Genomic DNA, 25,508 nt, shown 5'->3' on the forward strand with positions numbered 1-25,508 from the left:
AGCGACGGAGACGATCTGGACCGGTTGCCGGCCTCGATGCACGGGCCGGAACCGGCCCTTTCGCCTCTGGGTCCGTGCTGTGACCGCACGATCGGGCTGGTGCAAGGGGCCTCCCGGGCGGACGGCCCCGTGCCGTCCGCTGAGATCCGACACCCGTGGTTCGGGAGTCGACCTGCTTGCCTTATGCCCTCGAAAACGCGCCGCCATGCCACGGCATATGACGGCGTGCCGGTGAACTCCGTGTGAAGCGCCGTACGTCCCGGGCGGTCGGGGTGGGTCCGTCAGCCGCCGTAGCGGCGGTGGCGCGCCGCGTAGTCGCGCAGGGCGCGCAGGAAGTCGACCTTGCGGAAGGCCGGCCAGAAGACCTCACAGAAGTAGTACTCGGAGTGGGCCGTCTGCCACAGCATGAATCCGGACAGCCGCTGCTCGCCGCTGGTGCGGATGACCAGGTCGGGGTCGGGCTGGTCACCCGTGTAGAGGTGGCGGCCGATCATGTCGATGTCGACGGCCTCGGCGAGGTCCTCCATGGAGGTGCCCTTCTCATGGGCGTCGAGGAGCATCGACCGTACGGCGTCGGCGATCTCCTGGCGGCCGCCGTAGCCGATGGCGACGTTGACGAGTATCCCGTCGATGTGGGCGGTGGACTCCTCCGCCTCCTTGAGGGTGGTCTGCATCCCCGGCGGCAGCAGGTCGAGCGCGCCGACGTGATGGACGCGCCAGCGGCCGTCGGTGGCCAGGGCGCGGACGACGTCCTCGATGATGCCGAGCAGGGGGCCGAGCTCTTCCGGGGGCCGGTTGAAGTTGTCCGTCGACAGCAGCCAGAGGGTGACGACCTCGACGTCCGTCTCGGTGCACCAGCCGAGGAACTCCTCGATCTTCTCGGCACCGGCGCGGTGACCGTCGACAGGGGTGGAGCCGGCCGCCTTCGCCCAGCGCCGGCTGCCGTCCACGATGACGCCGATGTGCTTGGGCACCTGGGCGTGGTCCAGGTGGCCTTCCACCCGGCGTGCGTACAGCCTGACCAGCAGGCCGCGCAGCTTGTCGCGCAGGTTCACGTGATTGTCAGCCCCTCCGTACGGATCGGACAGGTGCGGTCGAGCGCAACCCCTGTCCGTATGACGGTCCCCGAGGGCGAAGCCTACCCCTGCGTGCGGTACGACAGCGCCCCAGCGGGTGTTTGAGGCAGAAAAAACGGGCCGGTCCGTGGGGGGGAGACGGACCGGCCCGAGGGGGGGCTTCCACCATAACCCTTCGTAAGGGCTGCTGCGTGCATCGGCGCGAGACAATTACTCTCCGAAATCATCCGGCAACGCGCCGGTGGCCGCGGAACGCCTGGTTCACGGCCTGTTCACGGCCCGGCCCCAGGGGACGCGGAGGACTTTTCCGGCGTCCCTCTGACGGGCGACCCGCCCGCCGCCGACGGCTTGACACCCGGGAGGGGGCAGTGGGCACCGCGCAGCCCCCTCCACCGCGCGGTGCCGCCCGCGCAGCTTTGCTCACGCGAATTACCTTGGTCTGAACTTACTCGATGTGTCAGGGGTGACGCGAGTCGCTGCTGATAACAATGTGGAAAACCCTGGCCAGGGCTCGCCCCTCGCACCGTGAAGAGCAAAGGGATCACCTGGGACCAGGCCTGCGACCGACGACTGGCACGGCAGTTCCTGGCCAATCCGGCGCCGGCCAATACTCCGGTGGCCGACATCGTCGCCGCGATGCGCGGGGCGCACGCCCAGGTGATGTCCGCGGCCGAGCTGTCGGTGGGGGTACGGGCCACCGGCGTGACGCGGGCGGACGTACGCGCCGCCCTCTGGGAGGAACGCTCGCTCATCAAGACGTACGGCCCGCGCGGGACCGTCCATCTGCTCGACATCCGCGAACTGCCCCTGCAGGAGCTGTGGCCGCGCCGGCGGACGGTGCTGCACCTGGCCGGCCAGTCGGGCGCCGTGTGCTGCCGCCATCTGCACGCCTACGGACCGGCCGCCCCGCGGCAGTTCGCGAAGTGGCTGGCGGCAGTGGCCGGCGACACGGAGTTCCCGGAGGGGCCGGTGCGGGGCGTGCGGCTGCTGCCGTACTTCGACGCGTACGGCATCGCCGCGCAGCCGCGCGAGCTGCTGTTCCCGGGGCGCGCCCGCGAACGGGCGCCGGCCCGGGGCCAGGCGGGCAACTATCCGCTGCTGCTGGTCGACGGCGTGGTGGCCGGGTGTGGCACCAGCGGCGCCAGGGACGGCGCGCGACGGTCACGGTGGAGCCGCTGGGGAGGCTGACGGCACGGCAGGAGCGGGAGCTTGCGGAGCAGGCCGAGCGGGTGGCGGCGGTGCCGGCGGCCGGGGGTGGGGCGGACCTGGTGATCGGCGAGGTGACGGCGGGGCCGCACGCGTAGGGCCTGCTTCAGTCGGCCGGTTTGCGGGCGTCGAACAGGTGGCGGGTGCTGTGGGCCACGAAGGGGCCCTCCGTCTCGATCCGCTCGTGCAGGGCACGGAGCTTGTCCTCGTACCCCTCGGCGGTGAAGCCGGGGACCATCCAGATCACCTTGCGCAGGAAGTGGACGACGGCGGCGATGTCGTGGAACTCCATCCGCAGCCGCTCCGCGCGCAACTCGACGACCTCCAGTCCCGCCGCCTGTGCGCCCGCGCGCTCGCGGTCGGGATGGCGGGCCCCGCGCACCTCCTCGGACTGCGGCCCGAGGAAGTACTCGACGAGTTCGAAGACGCTGCTGGGGCCGACATGCTGGGCGAAGTACGTGCCGCCGGGCCGGAGCACGCGCGCGATCTCGTCCCAGTGGGACTGGACGGGGTGGCGGCTGCAGACGAGGTCGAAGGTGGCGTCGGCGAAGGGCAGCGGTGCGTCGTCCGGCGCGGCGACGACCACGACGCCGCGCGGGCGGAGCAGGGCGGTGGCCCTGGCGACGTTCGGCGGCCAGCCCTCGGTCGCGGCGAGCAGGCGGGGCGGGTGCGCGGCGGCGCCGAGCGCGAAGTCGAGGACCTCGCCGCCGCCGGTCTGGATGTCGAGGGCGGCACGCGCGCGTGCGAGGCGCCCGGCGAGCGACTCGGCGTACCGCCACGACGGCCGCGCCTCGGTGGCCCGCCCTTCGAACCAGGAGAAGTCCCAGCCCTCGGTGGGCACGGCGGCCCCTTCGGCGACGAGTTCCTCGAAGCTGCGGCGAGGTTGCGTGGTGTGGTGGTCGTGTTGCATGCGCTTGATCGTCGCAGGGCGTTGTCAGTGGCCGCTGCTAATTTTCCTGGCATGGGGAACGAGGGCGGGGCGAACGAGGGGGCGGGCATGCCGTACCGGGACGGCGAGAAGGCGACGCTGCACGCGAGTCTGGACCGGCACCGGGACGCGGTGCTGTGGAAGCTGGAGGGCCTGGACGACGAGCAGTTGCGCAGGCCGATGACACCGTCGGGCACGAGCCTGCTCGGCCTGGTGAAACATCTTGGGTCGGTGGAGTACGGCTGGCTGGTGGAGACCTTCGGCCGCGAGGTGGAGCCGCTGTGGTTCGACCCGTACGAGAACGAGGACATGCGGGCCGACCAGGGCGAGACGACCCGGCAGATCATCGACTTCTACGGCCGTGCCCGCGCCGCCGCCGACCGCACGATCACCGAGCTGTCGCTGGACGACACAGGCATCCCGGCATGGCGGGGGTATCCCGTGTCCCTGCGCTGGGTGATCGTCCACATGATCGAGGAGACGGCCAGACACGCGGGCCACATGGACATCCTGCGCGAGCTCATAGACGGCACGACGGGCGACCACCGCCCGGCGGCGGCTACGGGACCAGGGGCCTGACCTCCCGCGCGGCGAAGCGGACGAAGCCCTCGGGGTCGGGTTCGTCGCCCGTCGGCTGCAGGATCACCGTGTCGGCACCGGCCTCGGTGAGCCGCTCGACGGCCTTGGCGACGGCCCCCGCGTCCCCGGCGACACCGAGGTCGGGGACATCGGCGAGGCCCTCGGCGGTGAGTTCGGCACGCAGGCGGGCGTCGGCGTCGGGGCCGGTGGCGGTGAGCAGGTAGACGACGACGCGGTGCGGGTCGGTGCGGCCGGCCGACGCCCGCCCCTCGTCGATGAGCCGACGGGCCCTGCGTACGCCCTCCGGGGGTGTGCCCGCGGTGAGGACCGTGCCGTCCGCCGCCTCGCCGGACAGCTGGAGCGTGCGCGGGCCGGTGGCGCCGGCGAGGATCTCGACCGGGCCCGGCGGCGGCCAGTCGAGGGCGACGTCGTCGAGCCTGACGTACCGGCCCTCGGTCGTCAGCCGCTCGCCGCGCAGCAGCGCCCGCAGCGCGGTGAGGTGCTCGCGCAGCAGCGTCAGCGGCGAGCCGGCGCGGGCGCCGACCTGGCCCATCCAGTCCTGCACGCCGTGCCCGACGGCGAGTACCGGACGGCCGGGGAACATGCGGTGCAGGGAGGCGGCCTCCATCGCGGTGATGGCGACGTTCCGCAGCGGCACGGGAAGCAGACCGACGCCGACCCGGACACGGTCGGTCCAGGCCAGGGCGGCCGCGGCGGTGGAGACACCGCCCTCGCGGAAGCAGTCCTCCCACAGCCACAGTTCGTCGAGGCCGGTCTCGTCGGCCAGTTGGGCGAGGGCGCGCAGCCGCTCGGGGGGCAGTTGGGGACGGAACACAGCGCCGAGTGCGGTCATGCGCCCTTCCTACCCACCGTACGGTGAACGGACAACTGATTTGCCCGGTCGGCTCGTTGGTTCCCATGGCTCACCCGGCTCACCTCGGGGTTGAGGGGGATCGGTGCCTGCATCGAAGGATGTACGACGTTTTCGTCCGGCCGCAGGACGTTCGGGGCGGGGCGGGCCGGGAGCCTGGACGCATGGCTGGTATCCCGTCGAACAGCACGCGTGCGTCCACGGACGCCACCGCCTCCCGCCCCTCCCCCACGGGCGGCCGACTGCCCCTGCTGGACGTCCTGCGCGGGGTGGCGATCCTCGGCACCCTGATGACGAACGTGTGGATCTTCGCCACGCCGGGTGCGGAGTGGGCGTTTCTGCAGGGTGCGCCCGTGGCGGATCCGTTCGACGAACCGGTGGAGGCGCTGTTCCGGTTTGTGGCTGACGGCAAGTTCCTGTCGATGCTGACGATCCTCTTCGGCGTGGGCCTGGCCATCCAGTACGACTCCGCCCGGCGCCACGGCGCCCCGTGGCCGCGCGGCTACCGCCCCCGCGCCTTGTTCCTCTTCGCCGAGGGCACGCTCCACTTCCTGCTGGTGTTCGGCTTCGACGTGCTGATGGGGTACGCCGTCACGGCCCTGCTGGTGGCGCGGTTGCTCGTACGCTCCGAGCGGCTGCGACGCGTGCTGATGTGGACGTCCGTGAGCCTGCACGTGGCCCTGATGTCCCTCATCACGCTGGCCCTGCTGGCGGACGACTCCGGACCGGGCCAGGTCTCCGCGAAGTCCGTCGACCTGTACGCGCACGGCAGCTGGCCCGACCAGATCGGCTTCCGCCTGGAGAACGCCGTCGCCCTGCGTATGGAGCCGGTCGTCACTTTCGGCCTGCTGGTCTTCCTCTTCCTGCTCGGCGTCAGCCTGTACCGCACCGGCGCCTTCGCCCCGACCGACCGTGGCCGTCGGCTGCGCGCCCGGATGGCGGTCTGGGGACTGGGCGCTGGCGTCCCGCTCAACGCGGCGCTGACCCTGGGCGGCGAGGACTTCTTCTTCCTCGGCCGCTATGTGGCGGCTCCGGTGGTCGCCCTCGGCTACCTGGGCCTGATCGGCGTCGTACTCGACCGCGGCCGCCTCCCCGCCTCGGTCACCCAGGGCCTGTCCTCGGTCGGCCGCACCGCCCTGTCCTCGTACGTCCTCCAGAACGTCCTGTGCACCCTGCTCTGCTACGGCGTCGGCCTCGGCCTGACCGAGCGGTTCGGACCGGACGGTGGGCCATGGTGGGTGATGGCCATGTGGGCGCTGATCTGCGCGTTCCTCATTGCGGGCTCGACCCTGTGGCTGCGCCGCTTCTCGCACGGGCCGCTGGAGTCGGTGCAGCGGTGGGCGCTGCGTCGCTGAGGCCGGTTCGCGGAGTGCCGATACGGTCGGTTCGCACACCGGAGGCGGACGTACGGCGGAGGGGGCGTGGGCGTGGGGCGGCGTTGGCGGGACGGGCGGGGGGAGCTGGTCGTGCACGGGGGCGCGACGGTGCCGTTGGAGATCGCGACGTCGTACCGGGCCCGTACGAGGGGACTGCTCGGGCGGGACGCGGTGCACGGCGCACTCCTGCTGTCCCCCGCGAACAGCGTCCACACCTTCCGGATGCGCATCCCGATCGACGTCGCCTACCTCGACCGGGACCTGGTCGTCATCGCCGTACGCACGATGAGGCCGGGGCGGCTGGGCGCGCCGCGGGTGCGGGCGCGGCATGTGCTGGAGGCGGAGGCCGGGGTGATGGCGGGGTGGGGGGTGCGTGTGGGGGTCAGGGTGACGGTGGAGGCGACGTAGGGCGGATCGGGCCTGGGCTTGCGCCTCGGTGATCGGAGGCGGCGTGGGGCGGATCGGGCCTGGGGCTTCCGGTTCGTGATCGGACGGTCGGGTCGGGTGCCCCTTGGCCGCCTCCCCCGCCGCACTCGGGGGGGGCGGCAGGAGGAGCGTGCCGCTATCCGGCGTAGGTCTCGAACTCGGCGACCTGCGGGGTACCGGACGAACCGGTGATCTCGAAGGTGATCTTGCTCAGTGAGACCTGGGGGAAGGAGATGACGCCCGCTCCGCTGCCGGAGGTCAGGACGGCGCCGGTGTCGTGGTTGATGACCCGCCAGGACCCGATGGTGCCCGCGCTGCCCGGTGTCTCCCTGATGTTGATCTTGGAAACCGAGGTGGCGGAGCCCCACTTGATCGAGATGGAACCGGTCGAGCCGGACGGCGACCAGTGGGTGCTCATGTCGCCGTCCCGCACGTTGCCGTAGCTCGTGCCGGAGGCCTTGCTGGACCCGTCGGAGCCGGCTCCGATGCTGAGGTTGGTCCCGCTGGGCTGGGTCGGCGTCGGCGTCGGTGTGGGTGTGGGTGTCGACGTGGGCGTGGGTGTCGGTGTCGGTGTGGGCGGCTGTGGGGAGCAGCTGCCGTCCGACACCTGAAGGCCCTTGTTGGCGCCCGCCGTCGCGCTCACGACGCTCGGCACGCAACTGGCCGCGTCGAGGGCGTAGGAGTACGGGATGCTGACGGTGGTGTTGGACTGCGGGTCGGGTCCGGCCGGGTTGTTCTCGCTGCCCGGGCTGGACCACGTCACGTTGTCGTATATGTTCCCGCTGACCTGCCAGTAGCCGGCCGCGTCGGTGTAGAAGGTGCCGAGGACGTCCTTGGAGTCCTCGAAGTAGTTGTGGTCCACCTTGGCGCGGGCCCCGGCGCGGGAGTTGATGCCGGAGTCGTTGATGCCGGCGTAGTGGTTGTTGTAGATGTGGGCGATGCCGCCGCGCAGCAGGGGCACACGGGAGTCGATGTTCTCGTACCGGTTGTGGTGGTACGTGATGAAGCTGTTCGAGGTGTCGCTCTCGCTGGATCCGACGAGGCCGCCGCGGCCGGAGTTGCGCAGGATGCTGTAGGACAGGGTCACGTACTGGGTGTTGTTCTTCATGTCGAAGAGGCCGTCGAAGCCCTCCGACTCCCCGCCCGACGCCTCCAGCGTGGTGTGGTCCACCCAGACGTTGCGGACGTTGCTCTCCATGCCGATGGCGTCACCGCCGTTGGAGGTGGGCGAGCCCGACTTCTTGACGTTCCGGACGGTCACGTTCTGGATGATGATGTTGCTGGATGCGCGGATGTGGATGCCCAGTTGGTCGAAGACGGCTCCACTGCCGACCCCGACGATGGTGACGTTGCTGATCTCCTTCAGCTCGATGACGTCGTCGGCGGTGTTGCAACTGTCGCCCGACACCTTGCTGGTGTTGCCGTGGTTGATGGTTCCCTCGACCTGGATGGTGATGGGGGTGCTGCTGCTCGCCCGGTTGCACAGCGCCGCGTGGATCGCGGTTCCGGTGGTGGCCCGTACGGTCTGACCGCCGGCTCCGCCGGTGGTGCCGCCGTTCTGGGTGGCGTAGCCGGTGACGCCGCCGGTCGCGGCCGACGCCTCGGGCATCGACAGCAGCGTGCCGGCCGCGGCGACCGCGAGGGCCAGCGTGGCCAGTGCGGCGGGGAACCGCACTGTTCGTGATCGTCTCATCCTCGCTCCGTCCTGTTCGTCGTCGGACGCAGGTCGTTCCTGCGTGCCGTTGCCTGTCCCGGAGGGGGCGCTGCTCGGGCCGGTGCGGGTGCGCTGCTCGAGTCGGCCGGTCCGTGTCGATCAGGTCGTCGAACCAAGTTCTGCTATCTGAACTCCCCGACGCGAAGGCCGCGCCAGGTCACGCAAGGTGGTTCAACTTGGCCGACGCCCCCCAGGCTGCGGATGCGTCGCGACGCGGATGCAGGATCCGCGCCGGGTCGGCGCGGGATCTGCGCACGTCAACGACGACGAAGGAGGGGCGCCGCAGCAGTTCCCCGACAAGCGGGAAAGCGGTTTCTCGCCCGGAGAATAGGATGGCGCCCGTGAGGCAGCAAGGCTTTGCGCAGTTATGGAACGTCTGACTCCGCATCATGAACGTGAACTGGGCGAAACTGCGCCCGAGTCGGCATCCGCATCCTCGGCGCGTAAGCGTGTGGCGATGCCGGCGGATCGGCAAGCTGTCAGGACGGCATGGCAGGGCAGCTGGTGCCCCGTGGTGGGACCGCCAGGTCGGTGAGGTAGCTGTCCACGGCGTCCTCCATACACGGGCCGCTGGTGACGCTGCCGTGGCCATGGCCCTCGTAGGTGAGGAGTACGCCGCTGCGGCCGAGCTGCCGGGCCACCGAGACCGCCCACGGGTAGCCGGTGGCGGGGTCGTGCAGCGCGTTGGACACCAGGATCGGCGGTGCGCCGTGTGCGTTCAGGCGGTGCTGTGGGTTGGCGGTCGGCGCGCCCAGACATGCCGCTGCCATGTGGAGCGGCAGCAGGTGAGGCAGGTCAGGCGCGGTCCTGTTCATCATGGCGACAAGTGAGGCGTACTCACGGTAGTCCCGCACTGGCAGGTGCCAGTCCGCGCAGAAGACCGGGGTGGCCGGAGGCAGCGGCGCTACCGAAGTGGGCGACGCGGGCAGCGGCTTGCTCGCGTCCATCCCCGCGATCGCCGTGGCCAGGCCCGCGTAGTCGGCCCCGTAGAACTTCCGGAACGCGATCTTGTTGACCAGGTCCGAAGACGACAGCGAGGTGCCCGGCTTCGCCGGATCCTCCAGCTCGCCGCGACCGGCCCGGGCCAACAGCCCCTGCCAGACGGCGCGGACGTCTCGGCCGTGCAGCGCGCAGTCCGCGGCACCGTCGCACCACTTCACGAACTCCTGGAATGAATCCTCTGCCGTGGCCGCCGCGGACTGCAGGAAGTCGCGGGTGGTCGGGACGCTGTGATCCATGACGCTCTCCAGCACCATCGCGCGCACGCGGCGCGGGTAGGTCTCGGCGTACTGCGCCCCGAGCAGCGTGCCGTACGAGCTTCCGTGGAAGGTCAGTTTCCGCTCGCCGAGGGCGGCCCGGAGGGCGTCCAAGTCCCGGACCGTCTGGGCGGTGTCAAGGTGGTCGAGCACCGGGCCGGTACGGGCCCGGCAGTCGGCACGGAGCCGCCTGTTGTACGCCATGGTGGCGTCGAAGTCCGCCTGGCTCTTCAGCTCCGGGGAAGGCCGCTCGGCAAGCAGGTCGCCGGAGCAGGTCACCGGGTTGCTGCCGCCCACGCCGCGCGGGTCGAAGCTGACGATGTCGAACCTGCGGCGGACCTCGGGGCTGAACCGGCTGATGCGGCGCACCACCATCTCCACACCCGAGTCGCCCGGCCCACCGGGGCCGAACACCATCGAGCCGACGCGTTCGCCGGGGTCGGTGGCCTTGCGGCGGGCCACAGCCAGGTCGAGTCTCGGCCCGTCCGGGTGGGCCCAGTCGACCGGCACCGAAAGAGTGGCGCACTCCGCTCCCGGCTTCGCCGGGTCGTCACACGGTGCCCACCGCAGGGCCCCGGTGGCAGGCGGCGACGCGTGGACCGCAGGAGCGGCGGCGAGGCCGGTGATGACGGCCATGGCGGCTCCCACGGCCATGGTCGTGCCCCGCGCGGCGATGCGCCGCAGTGCGGATCTGCCCGTTAACGGCATGGATCCTCCTCGTGAAGAGAGCGGTTGTGTCAGGGCGTGCGGACCCGGCCGGGGCACCGCCGTCACGTTAGGTGCACTGCCGCCCACGTGGTGCCCCTGTCAGGGTCTTTTCGGGGTCGGGTCGGGGACCGCTCAGGGGCGATCGGGGCGCAGGGCGCCCACATACGCGTGCGGCCACCCGGCTCGCGCGCCTCCCCGAACCCCCAATCGCCCTCGCACGCCCGCACCACACAGGCCAGCACCCGCAACGCCGCCCGGCGTCGCGCCTCGCAGGCCGCCGCCAGGCGGGGGTGGGTGTGGCGGGGATAACTGTCGTAGAGCGGCCAGTTCCCTCACCACCTGCACCGCCGCGTCGGTCACGTCCTCCAGGCAGTGCGCCTTGAGGATCGTACGGGTCGCAGCGCGGGCGATCGCCGGGGTGGGCGGGGCGGCGAGGAGGGTGAGGCTGTAGGAGAGGGCCTCGGGAGGCGGGGGTGTGGACGGGAGATCGACGCGGGCGGGGGCGACCGGGCAGGACGTCAGGCTTGCGGACATGGAAACTGCGGGAGTCAGTAGGCGACTTGGCTCCGCTCGGTGGCTCGTCTCCCTGACGCGGCCCGCCCCTCCCAGGGGAGGAGGGTGCGGGCGGGCACGCGTGATGCGCTTCCGTTGGCGGCGGAGGCGGACGCGCAAGGGGCACACTGGCGCCGCGACCACTGGAGGAAGTGCACATGCCGCCGAGGGCAACACCCACCGAACGTCAGAAGCGACTTGGCGCAGAGCTACGGAAGATACGTCTCTCGGCGGAGGTGTCCACGGAGTACGCGGCAGGGCTGCTGGGCCTCGACAGGACGAAGATCTCCAACATCGAGGCAGGCGTTCGGGCCATCTCTCCGGATCGTTTGAAGACCCTGGCTTGCAACTATGACTGCCGCGACACCGCGTACGTCGACGCGCTGGCCGACATGGCCGGGGACCGCAAGCGCGGGTGGTGGGAGGTGTACCGGGGCCAACTCCCCTCAGAACTACTGGACATCGCCGAACTGGAGTGGCATGCGAAGGGGGTGCGCGCCGGTCTGGCCATGCACGTCCCTGGCCTCCTCCAGACCGATGCCTACGCCCGCACCCTGTTCGCCGCCGCGCTGCCGCCCCTGTCCCCCATGGAGGTCGAGTTGCGCGTCGCCCTGCGCATGCAGCGCCAGCAAGTACTGCACCGGGAGGTCCCGATCACGTACGTCGGCTACGTACACGAGGCCGCGCTGCGCGTCGAGTTCGGTGGCGCCAAAGTGATGCGGGGGCAGCTCGACCACCCCTGCTAACTGTCCGAGCGCGAGAACATCGACGTACGCGTCATCCCGTTCAAGGCCGGGGCATTCCCCGGAGCCGGGCAGGCGGTGATCTACGCAGAGGGTGTGGTGCCGCAACTCGACACCGTGGAACTCGACTCGGCCCATGGTCCCGAGTTCCTCCACGGCCAGTCCCAACTCGAAAAGTACCGTGCCCACTTGGACTGGATGGAGGCAGCCTCGCTCTCGTCAACCGACTCACGCGATTTTGTCCGCAGTATCGCCAGCGACCTCTGAGGATCCCCAATGTCAGACATCACCTGGGAAGAACCCTTCTGCGCCGAAGGCGCCAACTGCTTCCGCATAGGCACCGACACCGAAGGCAACGCCTACATCGCCGTCGCCGGCCAAGAGGACCGCCACCTCACCGATACCCGCGAGGCCCTCCGTACCCTCATCCGGGACATCAAGGCGGGTAAGGCGGACCACCTGTTGTAGCGAGGGCGCTCGGCCGGCCGGCGTTCCCCGGACCATCGCACGAGGTGCCGCTGGCGTCACGGGCGAAGCGGACCAGGCACCGCCTCCAGGCGACGTCGAGAAAGACGATGCGGATCGCGACCGCAAGCCCGCTGGGTTCGGAGATCACGAGCCGGACTAAAACTCCTGGTCGAGTTTGGTCCCCTCGGGCGCACGGAAGCAGCCGGAGACGACGGTTACGGCGAGCAGTGGCTGTTTCTCGTTGGGATTGGTGGGCGTAGAAACGATCAGTACGGCGTTCACTGAATAGGGTTCGGTCTCTGAGTCTGCCGTGAGTTCAAGGGACTTGGCCTTGCTGCTGTTCGGGCCATAGTCCACAATCTTCCAGCCATTCTTGGGGAGCGCATCCCTGAGGCGCTGGAAGCCTTGCTTGAGGTCTTCCTCGGGGACGCCGTAGAGCGACCATGGATGACGAGTCTTGTACAGGTGTTCTGGGTCGTCCTCGCATGTCGACACGCCTGGACCACGTTTGGTTACCTCTCCCTTCCGGATGCCGATCATGTCGTGAATCTCACTGGAGACGGTCTTGGCCCTCTCGCGGGCCTCGTCCACATTGACCGTGGCAGCCGCAGAGTCAGCAGATCCATGGGTGGGAGATTGTCCAGTATTGTTCACCGTTTTCGAACATCCTGCCGTGAGGAGTGACAGAGCAACAGCCGCGGCCAGGCCGGCATAGCGCAGTGAATTCCGCCGCAGGGTGGTAGGGGAGATCAATCGTCTTCCTTGACTTGGTTGTAGCGACCAGTAACAACCGCGGCCTGATTCCAGAGACTCTGGGAACCGTGGTCCCAGTAGCCGCTGTGCCCACTTGTGTCCACGTCCATACGGTGGGCGCCGAAAGCTTCGTCGGAGGGGACGACCTGGACGTACCCAACGTTGTAGGGCACGCCGTTCCAGGTCTCGACGTCCCACTTCAGGCCGCCGAGCCCGGCCACCTTGCCACCGACCGGCACAAGGTCGTCACGCGCGGCCTCGGACCACACGTGGTCCCTACCGACGTCGAGATCGTCCGCGTCGGGGGCGAGCATGCCTGGGCTGCCCGCCACCACGATGTCGTCGGCGGCCAGGTCGCCCTGTTGCGATGCGGCACCAACGGTGGTGGACCCGTAACTGTGACCAATCACCGTGGTATGGCTGGCGTCAGCGCCGCCCTGAACGGTTTGGAGTCCGTCGAGGAACTGATTCAGTTTGGGGGCTCCCTCGTGGGCCCAGTGCTTATCCATGGCTTCTGGGGCTACGCTCTGCGGGGCGTCGTAGCCGATCCATGTGATCGTCGACACCGACTCCCCAGGAGCCAGCTGATCGCTCGCGTCCCACACTTCCTGCATTCGACCGATGTCTCCACCGGCCCCCTCCAACCGCGACTTGGTCCCCGGCACGTATACCGCCGTATGATCCGCCGTGTCCGGATTGCCGTTGGCGACCATCGCGTGACCATTGCCCTTGGTGTCGAAGCCGAGGAGGTATGCCGGAGGCAGGCCGTCCTTGCCAGTGGCGTCGAATCGACTCTGGATGGCGTTCATGCCCTTGAGAGAATTTGTCAGGAAGGCGTGCCGCTCCCCGTATTTCTCGTTCCAATCCTGCCAAGCCTGGGTCTGGACTACGGCCGGATAGCTGCCGTTGGGATTGGGCGCGAACTTGTTCGGTTCCTGGGGAATGGAGGCCAGCTCCAGCTGATACGTCGCCTGGGTCTCCGCCAGGACCGCGCGGTTGGCTTCGTCACGGATGTCGGACGGCAGTCCGTCGAGGGCACCGACAGCAGCGGGGTGAAGGGCCACGTAGGCGGCCTGCTCCTCTGCGGTAAGGCTGTCCCACCACTCCGCGTTCTCTTTCGGACTGCCGTCCTTGGGCGGTTCCTTGATGCTGTCCAGATAGTCTCCGGCTACCTTGAGGACACCGCCTGCGTCCTTCTTCACGTCCGCCCAGTCCCGGTCGGAGACCGTCAGGTCGTCATCGGCCTTCAGCGCCCGCAGCTTCGGCGCCCACTTCTCGTCGGCCTCAGTGGCCTCCTTGAGGGCGGTGGCGATCTGGTCGGCGTACTGCTGGGCGCGGCCGTGATGGGGGTTGGGATCGAAGTTGGCGGCCTGACGGCCCAGCGCGGAGGCCGTCGCGTCTGTCAAGCCGGTCACCGTGCCGCCCTTGGGAAGCTCGCCGTCGACCTTCTCCCCGCCCGGCGGATAGTTGATCGACCCGTCGGAGTTCACGGTGAACCTCTCGGCCTGTGCACCCTCGACCGCCGCGTCCAGCTTCTTCTTGGCCGCCTCCAGGTCGTACGCGAACCCGTCGAGCGCCGTGCTGATCAGACCGCATTCGACCCGGGTGTAGTGGAAGTTCTCCGCCAGTTCCCGTAACTGGCCCAGCGCTGCGTTCGCGGCCTCGCCCTCCAGGGACTTCCGCATGGCTGCGGTGATCTGTTTCTCAATACGGTCCTGGGCCGCACTGGCCATGTCGCCCGTTCTGCGGAACCCGTCCGCCGCATCCGAGAACTCGGTTGGCTTGAGGGCTTTCAACGTCGCGTAGTCCATGGCTCCCCCCGATCACCGGCCCTTGGCCTGACCGCCGAGAGCGGGCGTGTCTTCGTACTCGATCTTCAGCTTCGCGATCTCCGCCTTGACCGCCTCGTCGGTCTTCAGCTGGTCGCTGCCCGTCTTCTCAAGGATCTCCGCCAGTGCGCCACACCGACCGCTCACGCTCTTGACGTAGCGCTGCCAGGACTCGTAGACGTCCCGCTGGGCAGCAGCTGTCAGGCATCCGTGATCCTTGCCGAGGCCCGTCTGGCCCTCCTCCAGATTCGCGAGTGCCTGGCTGATGCTCTCCCGCAACGAGCCGACACCTTCACCCGCCTTGGTCCACGCGGCCTTGACGGACCTGAGCGTGCCGGAACCACCGCCGCTGTCCCAGGGCCCTCCGCGACCACCGCTGCCGTCCGAGCCCGAAGCCTGCTGATCGGCCGACAGCTGATTGAGCTGCATCTGCGCAGAGTGGCGCTCGACCGCCGCGGTCTTGAGCTGCTCCCACTCATCCCACGCCATGTGTGCCCTCTCCCCGTGTCCTGTCGTGCGCCAATGAGCTGATGCGAACGCGCGACAGCGACGTTGTGGTGATCGAGGGGTACGGTAGCGGCCTTTCCTCACGGCCCCATCCGCGCCGGCGACCACGGCACCTGAGTATCTGTACTCATGCGGTGACCAGGTCTTGATCTGCTCGGGGGTCATCGCCGTCGCATCAGCTGTCTGTGCGCGGGAAGGACACCTCCACCCGGCGGTTCTTCTTGCGGCCGGACTCCGTTGAGTTGTCGGCAATGGGGTACTGCTCGCCGTAGCCGCGTACCTCGAAGGTGATGTTGGGGTCGTTGAGCTCTGAGTCGAGGACGTCGTGTACGGCGTTGGCGCGGCGGCGGGACAGGGCGTCGCCGTGGGCGGAGGAACCGAGGTTGTCCGTGAAGCCGAAGACGCGGACCTTTGTGGCGTTCTGGGTCTTGATCTCCTCGGCGATCGCGGAGATGCGGGCCTTCGACTCGGCGCTGAGCTTTGCGCTGTCCTTGCCGAACAGGACTTCGGCCTGGAGGGCGAACTTGACGTCCGCGTTGGTGTCCTCGCGGCGTTCGTCGCCGCTCTGGTCTTCTACGACCTGCTTGATGTCCAGGACTTTGGGTTCGGCGAGGGTGGCGCCTTCCGGAAGCTTGAGGTCGGGGTCGTTGGGGTCGACTTCGACGGGGGCGGAGGCGGTGGCTTCGGTGCCTGGGGGGACGCTGGGGTCGTCTTTGGCGTGGGCTGTTGTGGTGGTGGTGAGGGTCGTGGCGAGGAGGAATGTGGCGGTGGTGAGAGTCAGGGGGAGGCGTGAGGTTGCGGTCATCTTGGCCTCACCCGGAGATCGTGATGGTGGCGCTGGCGAAGGTCGGCAACTGCAGCGCGACTTCGGCGCTGCTGGTAGGCGGAGACGGGAACTGCATGAATACAGCCAGGGACTCGCCCGCCTTGAGCGAGGAGAAGCCTGTGGTCGTCAGTGGGCGGCCGTCCGTGTCGCGCAACACGTAGTAGCGCTTCTTGTCCTTGCTATCGACGAGGGTCGCACCGCCGAGTGACATTCCGTGCCGAAGAATCTCGGTCTCGTTGCCCCTTACCGCACCGTTCACAGTGACTCGCTCGGCACCGTCGTTCTTCAGGTTGCCACTTACCGTGACAAAGCCTCCCGCGTCACGCTGAGCTGAGGTGATCTGGAGGAGCAGGCCGTTCGAACCCTTCAGCTCCGCCAGTGGTACCTCGTCCTGGCCCTCCTGGGCGCTCGGCTGGGATCCCCTGTCCTGTGAAGCGGAGGCCGAACTGTCCGGCTTCTCGTCCTCGCTGCCACCGCCACCACCACAGCCGGCCACACCGAGGGCCAATCCGGCCGCGACGGTCAATGCGACCATCCCCTTGCGGGCCTTCGTCGTGAACCGAATGCTCATGACTCCGCTTCCTTCATCACTCGTCGTTCGCTTGCGACTCGGCCAGGTGGACGTCGAAAAGTTCCTCAGGTTCCGGCAGGATGTCGAGGTCCTCCGGGTCCAGGTTCCAGTCTCTGTCCTTGCAGTTGAGGGTCGGCAGGACGTCGTCTCCCGCGTCCTCGCCGGGGAGTTCGAAGGTGCAGCGCGGCTCGATGACGGCCGTGGCGGTTGCCGCCGCGTGCATGTCCTCCGTGCCGGGCACGATGGTGTCTCCGACGGGCTCAGTGGTCTCGATGTCGACCGTGTAGCCGAGGAGTTCCCGGTCACAGCCAGTTACTCGCGCGTCGTTCTGCGCGGCAAGCTGATCTGCGCGCCAGCAGGAGTTGGCAGCCCCCACGTTGCCGTCGAAGATGCCTGGCCACGAGTCCGGGTCCAACACGTTCTCCAGCCACTGGTCCCCGAGCTGGTCCCGGAGATCCTGGGCTGCTGCGAGCGCCGCCGCGTCCGCAGCCGTTTGAGCCTCATTGCGAGTCGCCCCGGCCTGGCCGACCGCCAGGTACGCGAATGCGAGAAAGAGCAGGCCCGCCACCACCGTGATGTAGATGGGGAAGGCCTGCCCTGTGTCGTCGTACCTGCTCGGCCGTGTCAGCCGCCTACGACCTCTGCGATCTTGTCGGTGATCGCGGTGTAGATCGTGTTGCCGATATCCGTCCCCGTAATCGCCAACACAATCGCCACGACAACCGCAATGATCCCCAGATACTCCACCGCCGTCTGCCCCTTGTCGTTGCGGGCGACGCGGGCGCGAAGGTGCGAGACCGTGGTGTTCATCCAGTTGTTCATGGCGTTCCCCTCCGGGTGACTCGGCTTCGGTGCCGGGAGCGTACGGCGGAACACCAGGGTTGGCAGAGGGCCCCGGGGCCCAATCGTGGGCCCAATCTTGCGCTGACGGACGGTCCATCGTCGTCACCCCAACCCCAGCCACTTCGCCGTGGCTTCCGAGCGGCTGGTGCTGTGGAGCTTGGCGAAGATGCGGTTGATGTGGTTCTTGACCGTCTTCTCGCTGATGAAGCACGTGGCGGCGATGTGCTGGTTGTTCATGCCGGATGCGATGAGGTCCATGATCTCCGCCTCCCTCGCGCTGAGTTGGAACCGTGACCGGTATGACGACGACTGTGCCATAGCCGGTTGCACTTGCGAAAGGTTTTCCGGAGAAATAGGGGGTGTTGGGGTACGGCCCAGCCCCACGGGGGAGCGTTCTGGCGAGGTATGGGGTTCGGAGTTTGCAGTCGCACTTTGCGTGCCTCTGAGCTGGGCGAGCAGCGCCCCCGCCGCCGTCGGGGTGAAGTGCGGCCTGCCCTGCTCGATGTCCCGTACCGCCGCCACCAGTTGGTCCGCCGTGAACTCACCGTGGACCAGGTAACCGTCCGCCCCTCGCCGCAGCGCCTCCTCGACGATCTCCGGCTCGCGGCTGTAGGTGAGCATGACGACGGGGGCAAGCTTCACGAGGTACGGGAGCGCCGCGATGCCGTCCACGCCCGGCATGCGGACGTCCAGGAGGATCACGTCGGGGTGGTGGGCCCTGGCCGCCTCGTACGCCTCTCGGCCGTCCGCCGCCTCCGCCACGACCGTGATGTCCTCACGGCCCGAGAGGAGCGCGGTGAGGCCCGCGCGGACCACGGGGTTGTCGTCGGCCACGACCACACGCAGGGATGTCATCGTCGGCCTCCTCTCGGGTGGATGGGTAGGGGGTCAGGATGGGTGGTGGTGGGTGTTGAGGGCCGCCAGTGGGAGTTCCAGGCGTACCTCCGTGCCTTTGGGGTGGTTGCCCCGGCCGATGCGGATACGGGCGCCTACCGAGGCGGCGCGTTCGACCATGCCGACCAGGCCGAAGTGGCCTGTTCGGCGGAGTTGTTCGAGGGTGGTTCCGGGTGGGAGGCCGCGGCCGTCGTCGTGGATGCTGAGGACGAGCAGGTCGCCGTGGATGCCCGCCGTTACGTCGATCCGGGTGGGGCTTGCGTGGCGGTGGGCGTTTTCCATGGCCTCCGCCGCGATCGTGAGGAGTTGGCGGGCCGCCGCCGGGGGGACGGGGGGTACGGCCGTGCCGCCGGTGGGGTGGACGGTGGCGGGGACGCCGGTGCGGGTGGTGAAGTCCGCTGTGCGGGCTGCCAGTTCCGCGAGGAGCGCCGTGCCGTGCGTCGGGTCGGATACGCGGCGTAGGTCCGTGAGGAGTTCGCGGGACTCGGCTGCGGCTCTGCGGGCCGAGCGGGCCACCAACTCCGCCTGGTGTTTGAGCAGGGATGGGTTCAGCTTGTCGGCCGAACCCGCCAGGCCGTCCGCCGCCAGGGCCACGCCGTGCAGGGTCTTGGCCACCGAGTCGTGCAGTTCGCGGGCCAGACGGGCGCGTTCCGCCGCCACCGCCTCCGTGACGGCCAGGCGGGCCTGCACTGTGGTCAGGGCGTGGGTGGCTTCGCCGAAGCGGAGCATGAGGTTGCGGAGGGTGGAGCCCAGGGCGCCCGTGATCACGCAGAGGCCGGGGAGGAGGAGGGTTTCGGCGGGGGTCGCGTCGGGGGTCTTCGTGAGGGTGGCGTGGACCAGGAGGAGGATCAGGGACTGGAGGGAGGCGAAGACCGCGGCGCCTCGCCAGCTGTAGACGAGGCCGGCGAGGAGGGGGGTGCAGACGCTGACGTAGGCCAGGGTGCTGTCGGGGCCTGCGGAGATGAGGGGGAAGGAGCCTACGAGGGTGTCCAGGGCCAGGAGGGTGGGGTGGCGGAGGAGTAAGGGGCCGAAGCGTTCCCAGTCCCTGAAGAGGACGTAGGAGGCCATGAAGGTGACTACGACTGCTGCGCCGACCAGGCGTACGCCGATGCCGGGGGAGGCGTTGAGGAGGGCTGCTGGGGCGGCCAGGGCGATCATGGCCAGGCGGAACCCGAAGACCTGGCGGCACATTGCCTGGAGTGCGTTGAGCTGGATCGACAGTGCGGGTGGCCCCTGTGGGTGCTCAGCGCCATCGGCGGCTTTCCGTTCGTGCGCCATGGTCAGTCCCGACGGTCCCTCCCGCACCCACCCCACCGGCGGCGTCGGCGTGATCGTCATCCCCGTCACTCACCCGTGAGCGTGCCGAAGTCCGTCCCCGAGCCGAGCAGCAACCCCGCCCCCAGCAGCAGCATCGTCGCCGGCACCATGAACGTCGTGATCATCATCGTGGCCTTGGGCACGGCCCGCGCCGCCTTGCGCCGGGCGTTCTGCGCGTCCGTGCGCCGCATGTCCTTCGCCAGCGACACCAGCGTGTCCACGATCGGCGCCCCCAGCTCCTCCCCCTGCTGCAACGCCGTCACGAACATCGCGACCTGCTCGGAGTCGTTGCGTCGCCGCAGTTCCGCGAAGGCCTGGCGGCGGCTCATGCCGAGGTCCATCTGGTGCAGGGTGATGCGGAGCTCGTCGGCCCAGGGGCCCTCGTAGCGCGAGGCGACCCGGTCCAGGGCCTGGCGGAAGCCGAGCCCGGCGCTGACCACGACCGCGAGGACGTCGAGGAAGTCCGGCAGGGTCCGCTCGATCACGTCCTTGCGGACCCGGATCGCCGACCAGAGACCGACCTCCGTCCAGAACGCGCCGAAGGCGAACAGCAGCAGGGTCATCAGTACGTTGCCCTGCACCAGGAACACCAGGCCGCCGACGCCGCCCAGGAAGCCGTACACCGCCCTGCGCGCCGCGTAGCGGTCGATCGTCAGGCCGCCGGGGTTGCCCGCCAGGTCGATCTTGCGGCGGTACTTGGCGACCTGCTTCGGGCCCATCAGACGCAGTACGGCGGGGGCGTACCGCATGCCCATCCGGTCGATGAGCGAGTCCACCGCACCCGTGCGGGTCGAGCCGACCTCCAGGGCGAGGACGAGGTCGCCGGGGAGTTTCGCCTCCGCCCGGTACATCCGGATTCCGGCGAAGATCCCCCAGACGCCCGCACCCATCAGCAGTGCCAGTAGAAGTGCCATGCCGGATCCCTCCCTTCCAAGCCGCTCAGACGTCGATACGGGACAGACGGCGGATCATCACGAAGCCGACGGCGTACAGCGCGAACGCGATGATCACGCAGGCCTGGCCGACCGGGGAGCCCGTCATCCGGTCCAGGGCGCCGTCCTTGACGCCGTTCATGAGGAGCAGCGAGCCCACGCCCATGACCGGGACCGCGTACGACGTCATGCTCACCTGCGAGAGCTGGGTGCGGATCTCGCGGCGGGTCTCCTTCCGCTCCTCCAGCGTCTCCGTGAGGTTTCTGAGCGCGCTGACCAGCTGGCCGCCGGCCCGGTTGGACAGCACGAGGGTGGTGACCAGGACCACCAGCTCCCGGGACGGCAACCGGTCGGCCATCTCCCCCAGCGCCTCGTCCATCGACGCGCCCACCGCCAACTGGTTGGCCACCTTGGCCAGTTCCTCACCCGCCGGCGCCTCCAGCTCCTCCGCCGCCATGCTGATCGCGGTGCGCAGGGCGAGGCCGGCCTGGGTGGCGTTGGCCAGGATGCGGGCCAGTTCGGGGAGTTGGTTGATGAACTTCTCGATGCGTTTCTGGCGCTGCCAGTTGAGGAACTGGATCGCCACCCAGATGCCCAGCAGCCCGGCGATCGGGCCGAAGAAGGGGGCGAGGGTGGCCTGGCCGATCAGCCACAGCCCGGCGACCGCGGCGAGCATCGCGACGAAGAACTCGCCGGGGGTCACGTCCAGGCCGGTCGCCAGCAGCCGCAGCTCCAGCTTCCGGCCCAGTTGCGTACGGCGCAGGCGGCGGTCCAGAGTGCGGAACCGGCGTCGGCGGCCGGTGACCTGGACCTGGCCGGTGGACGACAGGCGCTCCACGAGGGCCTGGCGCTGGGCCCTGCCCATGGCGTAGGCGTGCAGGCCGGCCACGGCGAGGACGCAGGTCAGCAGGGTGACGCCGGTGGTGAGGGAGACGAGGGTCGTCAGTTCCATGGGTCGGCTCCTGCCTACCTGGCTTCTCGGGTGGCCAGCTGCTGCGCGGACTGGGCGACGCCGAAGGCCTGGGGGACGGGCTGGCTCGCCATGTAGAGGCGGTCGGCGGTGCGGCGGGTGAGCGGGAAGTACTCGAAACTGCCGTGGATCCGGCCGTCGGCGGCCATCGGCCGGGCGTTGAAGCGGGCGACCGTGGCCAGCCGGTACGGATCTCCGCCGTGGCTGTCGAGCAGCGCGACCTCGGTGACCCGGCGGGCCCCGTCCGCGAACCGGGTGAGCTGCACGATCACATCGACCGCGCTGTTGATCTGGTCGTGCAGCGCCGCGAAGGGCACCTCGACGTCGGACATGGAGGCCAGGGTCTGCAATCGCATCAGCGCGTCCTCCGCGCTGTTGGCGTGCACGGTGGCCAGCGAGCCGTCGTGGCCGGTCGACATCGCCTGGAGCATGTCCAGCGACTCACCGCCACGGACCTCACCGACGACGATCCGGTCGGGGCGCATGCGCAGCGAGTTGCGGACCAGGTCGCGGATGGTCACCTGGCCCTGGCCCTCCACGTTGGGCGGCCGGGACTCCAGCCGGACCACGTGGTGCTGCTGGAGCTGGAGTTCCGCCGAGTCCTCGATGGTGATGATCCGCTCGCTCTCGGGGATCAGCCCGGACAGCGCGTTCAGCAGCGTCGTCTTGCCGGTGCCGGTGGCGCCCGAGACGATGATGTTGAACCGCGCCTGCACCAGCCCCGCCAGCAGATACACCATCGGCTCGTCCAGCGAGCCGAACTGGATCAGCTCCTGGAGTGTGAAGGAGCGCGGGAAGCGGCGGATGGTGAGCGTGGCGCCGGTGAGGGACAGCGGCGGGATGATGACGTTGACGCGCTCACCGGACGGGAGGCGGGCGTCGACCATCGGATTCGACTCGTCCACGCGGCGGTTGACCGTGGAGACGATCCGCTCGATGGTCTGCATCAGCTGGTCGTTCGAGGCGAAGCGGAGCGGCAGCTGCTCCACGCGGCCGCCGCGCTCCACGAAGATCGCGTCCGGGCCGTTCACCATGATCTCGGTGATCGACGCGTCTTCGAGGAGGGGCTCCAGGATGCCCAGGCCCAGCGCCTCGTCGACGACCCGCCGGATCAGCTGCGCCCGCTCGACCGTCGACAGCACCGGGCCCTCACGGCTGATGATGTGCCCGAGCACCCGCTCCAGCCGCGCCCTGCGCTCGGCTGCCGCGAGCGCGCTCATCTCCGCGAGGTCGATCTCCTCCAGCAGCTTGGCCCGGTACGAGGCGACCAGGTGCCCGTCCTCGCCCCGGCTGCCGTTCTCCTCCGGGGAGTTGATCCGTGCCCGCAGACTCATCGCCGTAACTCCCTGCTCAGCGGTCCATCGGCATGGTGGCGGTCTTGCGAGCGGGGCCGAAGTCCCAGCCGGGGACGATCGACGGGATGTCGATCGTGGCGGTGACCTCGACCTCGTCGCCCAGATCCGCCCTCGTACAGGCGGCGTCGAGCCAGGAGCTGACGGCGTTCCGGCAGTCCTGCGCGTAGGGTCCGTCGAGCGAGGCGCTGCGCGCGCCGGTGCGGGCGGCCGTACCGGCCTGCTGCGCGACGTAGGCGATCAGGCCGATCTGCACGGCGGCCATCGCGACGAGGATCAGGATCGGGATGAACCCGAGGTATTCGAGGGCGACTTGCCCGTGATCGCGGCTTTTGCGCTGGTACGCCGCTCCAGTCCGGCCCTCGTAGTCGTACGCCATATCAGTCCGACTCCTCCACGACGGCCCCCGCGTGGCCGACGACTCCCGGGAACGGGAAGCCGACCGAGCCGGGGAAGAGCACCGGCACCTCAAGACGCACGTCGGCCGTGACCAGGCCGCCGCTCTCGCCGCAGGACACCTCGGCACCCCCCTCCCACGCGGACGGCAGATGCCGTACGCCCGCCTCCTGGCAGGCCGCCTGGCGGTCCTCCGCCGCCGTGCCCGCCCGTACCGCCTCGTCCGCAGCGTTCCCCGCGAGCGCGTAGGTGTACCCCACGAGTACGAACTGCCACAGCAGCACCAGCGTCACAATGATCAGCGGTGTCATCCCGAGGAACTCGATGGTGACCTGCCCCCGGTCCCGGTCCCGGCCCCGGACAAGACGAGTCGCCCTCATCCGTCCCTCCGCCGCAGGAAGCTCCCCGACCCGCGATCCCCGCGCAGCCGGCCGCCCTTCCGGTCGCCCACCGGCGCCTTGACCAGCCCCAGCTCCCCGGCGAGCCCCCACAGGGCCTGCTTCACCGCGCTCCTGTTGTCCAGTTCGTGCACGCGCCCGGCGTCCACCACCCCTTGCAGTTCCTTGAAGTTGGCGGGCACGGCCGTCGCGGCGACCGACGTGCCGGTGATCTTCTGGATGAGGGGCGGCTGGATCTCCGTACCGCGCGTGTGCCGGTTGACGACGACCGTGGTCTCCTCCGCCTTGCGGATCTGCAGCCGGTCCCACATCCGCACCGTCCGCTTGGCGCCCCGGACGGCGACCACGTCCGGCGTGGTGACCAGCAGGGCGGTGTCGGCCATCTCCACCGCCGCCGCGCCGGCGCCGCTCAGCTGGGCGCCGCAGTCGATGACGACGGTCTCGTAGCGGGAGCGCAGGGCGCTGACGATCTGCCGGGCGGCGCGGTCGGTGACCTCCTCGCCGCGTTCGCCCTCGGCGGGCGCGAGCAGCAGGGCGACGCCGGTGTCGTGCCGGAAGACGGCGTCGGCGAGGACGCGCGGCGAGATGTCGGTGATGGCGGCGAGGTCGACGACGGAACGCCGGAACTGGACGTCCAGATACGACGCGACGTCCCCGGCCTGGAGGTCCATGTCGACCAGCACGGTGGAGCGGCCCGACGCCTGCGAGGCGAGCGCCAGCTGGATGGCGGCGAGCGTCGCCCCGACCCCGCCCTTGGCGCCGCTGACCGTGACGACGGTGCCGCCGACGCCGGTGAAGACGTCACCGCCGTGGCCCAGGTGCCGTCGTACCCCAACCGACCACTGGGCGACCGCCTGCACACGGTTGGCCAGTTCCTCGTACGACAGCGGCAGCGCGACCAGGCCGCGCGCGCCGGAGTCCATGGCGGCCTGGAAGAGGCCGGGGCTCGCGTCGGAGGTGACGAGGATGACGCCGACGGCCGGGAAGCGCAGCGCCACCTCGCGGATCAGCTCCAGGGCCGGGACGGGGCCGATGCGTTCGTGGACCACGACGACTTCGGGCAGTTCGTCGACGGACTCGGCGGCCAGCCGCGCGAGGGTGTCGATGAGCTGGGTGGAGTCGACGACCGGGGCCACCGGTTCGGCGTCCGGGAGCTGGCTGAGCAGGGTCGTGACCGAACGGACCGCGTCCGCGTCGCCGACGGCCGGCAGGATCCTCGTGGGCATGCGGGCCTCACTTGTCCTTCGCGAGTTCGTAGGTGCGGTCCTCGTCGGGGACGGTGGTGTCGCCGCCGGGCGCGACCAGGGCGAGCCGGACGCGCTCGGCGAACGACTCGGCGTACGTGATGCGCTGGGCGTCGATGGTGGACAGCGCGAAGGTGATGGGCACCGCCTCGGTGGCGCGCCGGGTGCGGTCGTCGGCGTCGGGTTCCAGGGCGGTGAGATCGCCGACGTCGATCACTTGGGCGTTCGTCACGATGATCTTCGACTGGGCGGGGGCGCCCTCTCGCTCACCCGCGAAGGTGGCGTACACGTTGACGGTGGATCCGGGCGTGATCTTGCCGGCCACTCCGGTCGCCGCGTCGATCATGATGGCGACCTCCTGCTGCCCGGGCCGCAGGGCGGGCTGATCCACGATCATGTCGCTCTGCAGCAGGGAGCCCTCGCGCAGGGTGGTGACGGCGATCTTGCCCCTGATCTGCCGCAGATCGGTGACCGCCGTCTCCGACAGCCAGCGCTCGGGCATCTTGACCTGCTCGAACTTGTCCGCGGTGAGGGCGGTATAGGGGGCCACGTTGTCCTTCAGCCGGTACGCGGTGACCTCGGGGCCGACCTTGGACTGCACGTCGTTGATGACGGAGAGCACGCCCGCGAACGCGCCGAGGGCGCACAGGACGGACAGAAGCAGGAGTATCACGCCGCGGCGCTGACGGGAGTTCATGAAGCGTGCAACCTCGTTGGGGGGTGGGGTCGAACGGGTCGGGGGTCTCGTCGGAGGTCTCGTCGGGGGTCTCGTC

The 25,508-nt window shown here is 69.5% G+C and carries 25 protein-coding genes and 2 pseudogenes; 6 read left to right on the plus strand and 21 right to left on the minus strand.

The window, feature by feature from the left end:
- Positions 1-281: 281 nt before the first annotated feature.
- A complete protein-coding gene (locus HJD23_RS14230; RefSeq protein ID WP_171110013.1) occupies positions 282-1,055 on the minus strand; it encodes an isoprenyl transferase in 774 nt (257 codons plus the stop codon).
- Positions 1,056-1,616: 561 nt separating this feature from the next.
- Here HJD23_RS14230 and HJD23_RS14235 point away from each other — a divergent pair.
- Positions 1,617-2,380 (plus strand): annotated as a pseudogene (locus HJD23_RS14235) (crosslink repair DNA glycosylase YcaQ family protein).
- 8 nt (positions 2,381-2,388) lie between these two features.
- On the opposite strand, the gene HJD23_RS14240 reads toward HJD23_RS14235, so the two are convergent.
- Entirely contained in the window at positions 2,389-3,192 is an 804-nt protein-coding gene (locus HJD23_RS14240) for a class I SAM-dependent methyltransferase (protein WP_171110012.1), read from the minus strand.
- 87 nt (positions 3,193-3,279) lie between these two features.
- On the opposite strand from HJD23_RS14240, the gene HJD23_RS14245 reads away from it, so the two are divergent.
- Positions 3,280-3,789 (plus strand): DinB family protein, encoded by a 510-nt coding sequence (locus HJD23_RS14245; RefSeq protein ID WP_171111666.1) that lies wholly within the window; start codon positions 3,280-3,282, stop codon positions 3,787-3,789.
- On the opposite strand, the gene HJD23_RS14250 is transcribed toward HJD23_RS14245, so the two are convergent.
- Positions 3,770-4,642: an LLM class flavin-dependent oxidoreductase gene (locus tag HJD23_RS14250; RefSeq protein WP_171110011.1), complete on the minus strand. Its 873-nt coding sequence runs from the start codon at positions 4,640-4,642 to the stop codon at positions 3,770-3,772. The two genes, HJD23_RS14245 and HJD23_RS14250, sit on opposite strands and share 20 nt — an antisense overlap.
- Positions 4,643-4,824: 182 nt before the next feature.
- Here HJD23_RS14250 and HJD23_RS14255 point away from each other — a divergent pair, with 182 nt between their 5' ends.
- Positions 4,825-6,015: a DUF418 domain-containing protein gene (locus HJD23_RS14255; protein ID WP_171110010.1), complete on the plus strand. Its 1,191-nt coding sequence runs from the start codon at positions 4,825-4,827 to the stop codon at positions 6,013-6,015.
- Between the two features lie 72 nt (positions 6,016-6,087).
- Complete coding sequence (locus HJD23_RS14260) at positions 6,088-6,444, plus strand: DUF192 domain-containing protein (RefSeq protein WP_171110009.1); 357 nt, start codon at positions 6,088-6,090, stop codon at positions 6,442-6,444.
- A gap of 154 nt (positions 6,445-6,598) precedes the next feature.
- Here HJD23_RS14260 and HJD23_RS14265 read toward each other — a convergent pair whose 3' ends face one another.
- Both HJD23_RS14265 and HJD23_RS14270 read right to left on the minus strand, forming a co-directional pair.
- The gene (locus HJD23_RS14265; RefSeq protein WP_171110008.1) at positions 6,599-8,155 is read right to left on the minus strand and encodes a pectate lyase; all 1,557 of its coding nucleotides are present in this window, start codon (positions 8,153-8,155) and stop codon (positions 6,599-6,601) included.
- 500 nt (positions 8,156-8,655) lie between these two features.
- Positions 8,656-10,140: an alpha/beta hydrolase gene (locus HJD23_RS14270; RefSeq protein ID WP_171110007.1), complete on the minus strand. Its 1,485-nt coding sequence runs from the start codon at positions 10,138-10,140 to the stop codon at positions 8,656-8,658.
- Between the two features lie 710 nt (positions 10,141-10,850).
- Here HJD23_RS14270 and HJD23_RS14275 point away from each other — a divergent pair.
- Positions 10,851-11,702, plus strand: a pseudogene (locus tag HJD23_RS14275) (helix-turn-helix transcriptional regulator).
- Positions 11,703-11,711: 9 nt separating this feature from the next.
- On the plus strand, positions 11,712-11,903 hold the full coding sequence (locus HJD23_RS14280; RefSeq protein WP_171110006.1) for a hypothetical protein: 192 nt from the start codon (positions 11,712-11,714) through the stop codon (positions 11,901-11,903).
- Between the two features lie 156 nt (positions 11,904-12,059).
- Here the strand turns inward: HJD23_RS14280 and HJD23_RS14285 are convergent, their stop codons facing one another.
- The 16 genes from HJD23_RS14285 to cpaB form a co-directional block, all read right to left on the minus strand.
- Positions 12,060-12,494 carry a hypothetical protein gene (locus tag HJD23_RS14285; protein ID WP_171110005.1) on the minus strand — a complete coding sequence of 145 codons (435 nt, stop codon included), beginning with the start codon at positions 12,492-12,494 and terminating at the stop codon, positions 12,060-12,062.
- Between the two features lie 158 nt (positions 12,495-12,652).
- Positions 12,653-14,467 (minus strand): alpha/beta hydrolase, encoded by a 1,815-nt coding sequence (locus HJD23_RS14290; RefSeq protein WP_171110004.1) that lies wholly within the window; start codon positions 14,465-14,467, stop codon positions 12,653-12,655.
- 12 nt (positions 14,468-14,479) lie between these two features.
- Positions 14,480-14,974, minus strand: coding sequence for a hypothetical protein (locus HJD23_RS14295; protein WP_171110003.1), 495 nt, complete (start codon positions 14,972-14,974; stop codon positions 14,480-14,482).
- A 193-nt stretch (positions 14,975-15,167) separates the two neighbouring features.
- On the minus strand, positions 15,168-15,797 hold the full coding sequence (locus HJD23_RS14300; protein ID WP_171110002.1) for an OmpA family protein: 630 nt from the start codon (positions 15,795-15,797) through the stop codon (positions 15,168-15,170).
- A gap of 7 nt (positions 15,798-15,804) precedes the next feature.
- The gene (locus tag HJD23_RS14305) at positions 15,805-16,389 is read right to left on the minus strand and encodes a hypothetical protein (protein WP_171110001.1); all 585 of its coding nucleotides are present in this window, start codon (positions 16,387-16,389) and stop codon (positions 15,805-15,807) included.
- Positions 16,390-16,405: 16 nt separating this feature from the next.
- The gene (locus tag HJD23_RS14310) at positions 16,406-17,017 is read right to left on the minus strand and encodes a pilus assembly protein TadG-related protein (RefSeq protein WP_171111664.1); all 612 of its coding nucleotides are present in this window, start codon (positions 17,015-17,017) and stop codon (positions 16,406-16,408) included.
- The gene (locus tag HJD23_RS14315) at positions 17,014-17,211 is read right to left on the minus strand and encodes a hypothetical protein (RefSeq protein ID WP_171110000.1); all 198 of its coding nucleotides are present in this window, start codon (positions 17,209-17,211) and stop codon (positions 17,014-17,016) included. Before HJD23_RS14315 ends, HJD23_RS14310 begins: the two co-directional genes overlap by 4 nt.
- Before the next feature lie 123 nt (positions 17,212-17,334).
- Entirely contained in the window at positions 17,335-18,087 is a 753-nt protein-coding gene (locus HJD23_RS14320; protein ID WP_171109999.1) for a response regulator transcription factor, read from the minus strand.
- A 33-nt stretch (positions 18,088-18,120) separates the two neighbouring features.
- Positions 18,121-19,404, minus strand: coding sequence for a histidine kinase (locus tag HJD23_RS14325; protein WP_171111662.1), 1,284 nt, complete (start codon positions 19,402-19,404; stop codon positions 18,121-18,123).
- Positions 19,405-19,469: 65 nt separating this feature from the next.
- Positions 19,470-20,357, minus strand: coding sequence for a DUF5936 domain-containing protein (locus tag HJD23_RS14330; protein WP_171109998.1), 888 nt, complete (start codon positions 20,355-20,357; stop codon positions 19,470-19,472).
- Positions 20,358-20,382: 25 nt separating this feature from the next.
- Positions 20,383-21,327, minus strand: coding sequence for a type II secretion system F family protein (locus tag HJD23_RS14335; protein ID WP_171109997.1), 945 nt, complete (start codon positions 21,325-21,327; stop codon positions 20,383-20,385).
- 14 nt (positions 21,328-21,341) lie between these two features.
- On the minus strand, positions 21,342-22,679 hold the full coding sequence (locus HJD23_RS14340; RefSeq protein WP_171109996.1) for a CpaF family protein: 1,338 nt from the start codon (positions 22,677-22,679) through the stop codon (positions 21,342-21,344).
- 16 nt (positions 22,680-22,695) lie between these two features.
- Positions 22,696-23,076: a TadE family protein gene (locus HJD23_RS14345; RefSeq protein ID WP_171109995.1), complete on the minus strand. Its 381-nt coding sequence runs from the start codon at positions 23,074-23,076 to the stop codon at positions 22,696-22,698.
- A 1-nt stretch (position 23,077) separates the two neighbouring features.
- Positions 23,078-23,473: a TadE family protein gene (locus HJD23_RS14350; protein ID WP_171109994.1), complete on the minus strand. Its 396-nt coding sequence runs from the start codon at positions 23,471-23,473 to the stop codon at positions 23,078-23,080.
- Positions 23,470-24,717, minus strand: coding sequence for an AAA family ATPase (locus HJD23_RS14355; protein ID WP_171109993.1), 1,248 nt, complete (start codon positions 24,715-24,717; stop codon positions 23,470-23,472). Before HJD23_RS14355 ends, HJD23_RS14350 begins: the two co-directional genes overlap by 4 nt.
- Positions 24,718-24,724: 7 nt before the next feature.
- On the minus strand, positions 24,725-25,432 hold the full coding sequence (gene cpaB / locus HJD23_RS14360) for a Flp pilus assembly protein CpaB (protein ID WP_171109992.1): 708 nt from the start codon (positions 25,430-25,432) through the stop codon (positions 24,725-24,727).
- Between the last annotated feature and the right edge of the window lie 76 nt (positions 25,433-25,508).

The sequence above is a fragment of the Streptomyces sp. Z423-1 genome (assembly GCF_013009255.1).
GTDB lineage: Bacteria > Actinomycetota > Actinomycetes > Streptomycetales > Streptomycetaceae > Streptomyces > Streptomyces gossypiisoli.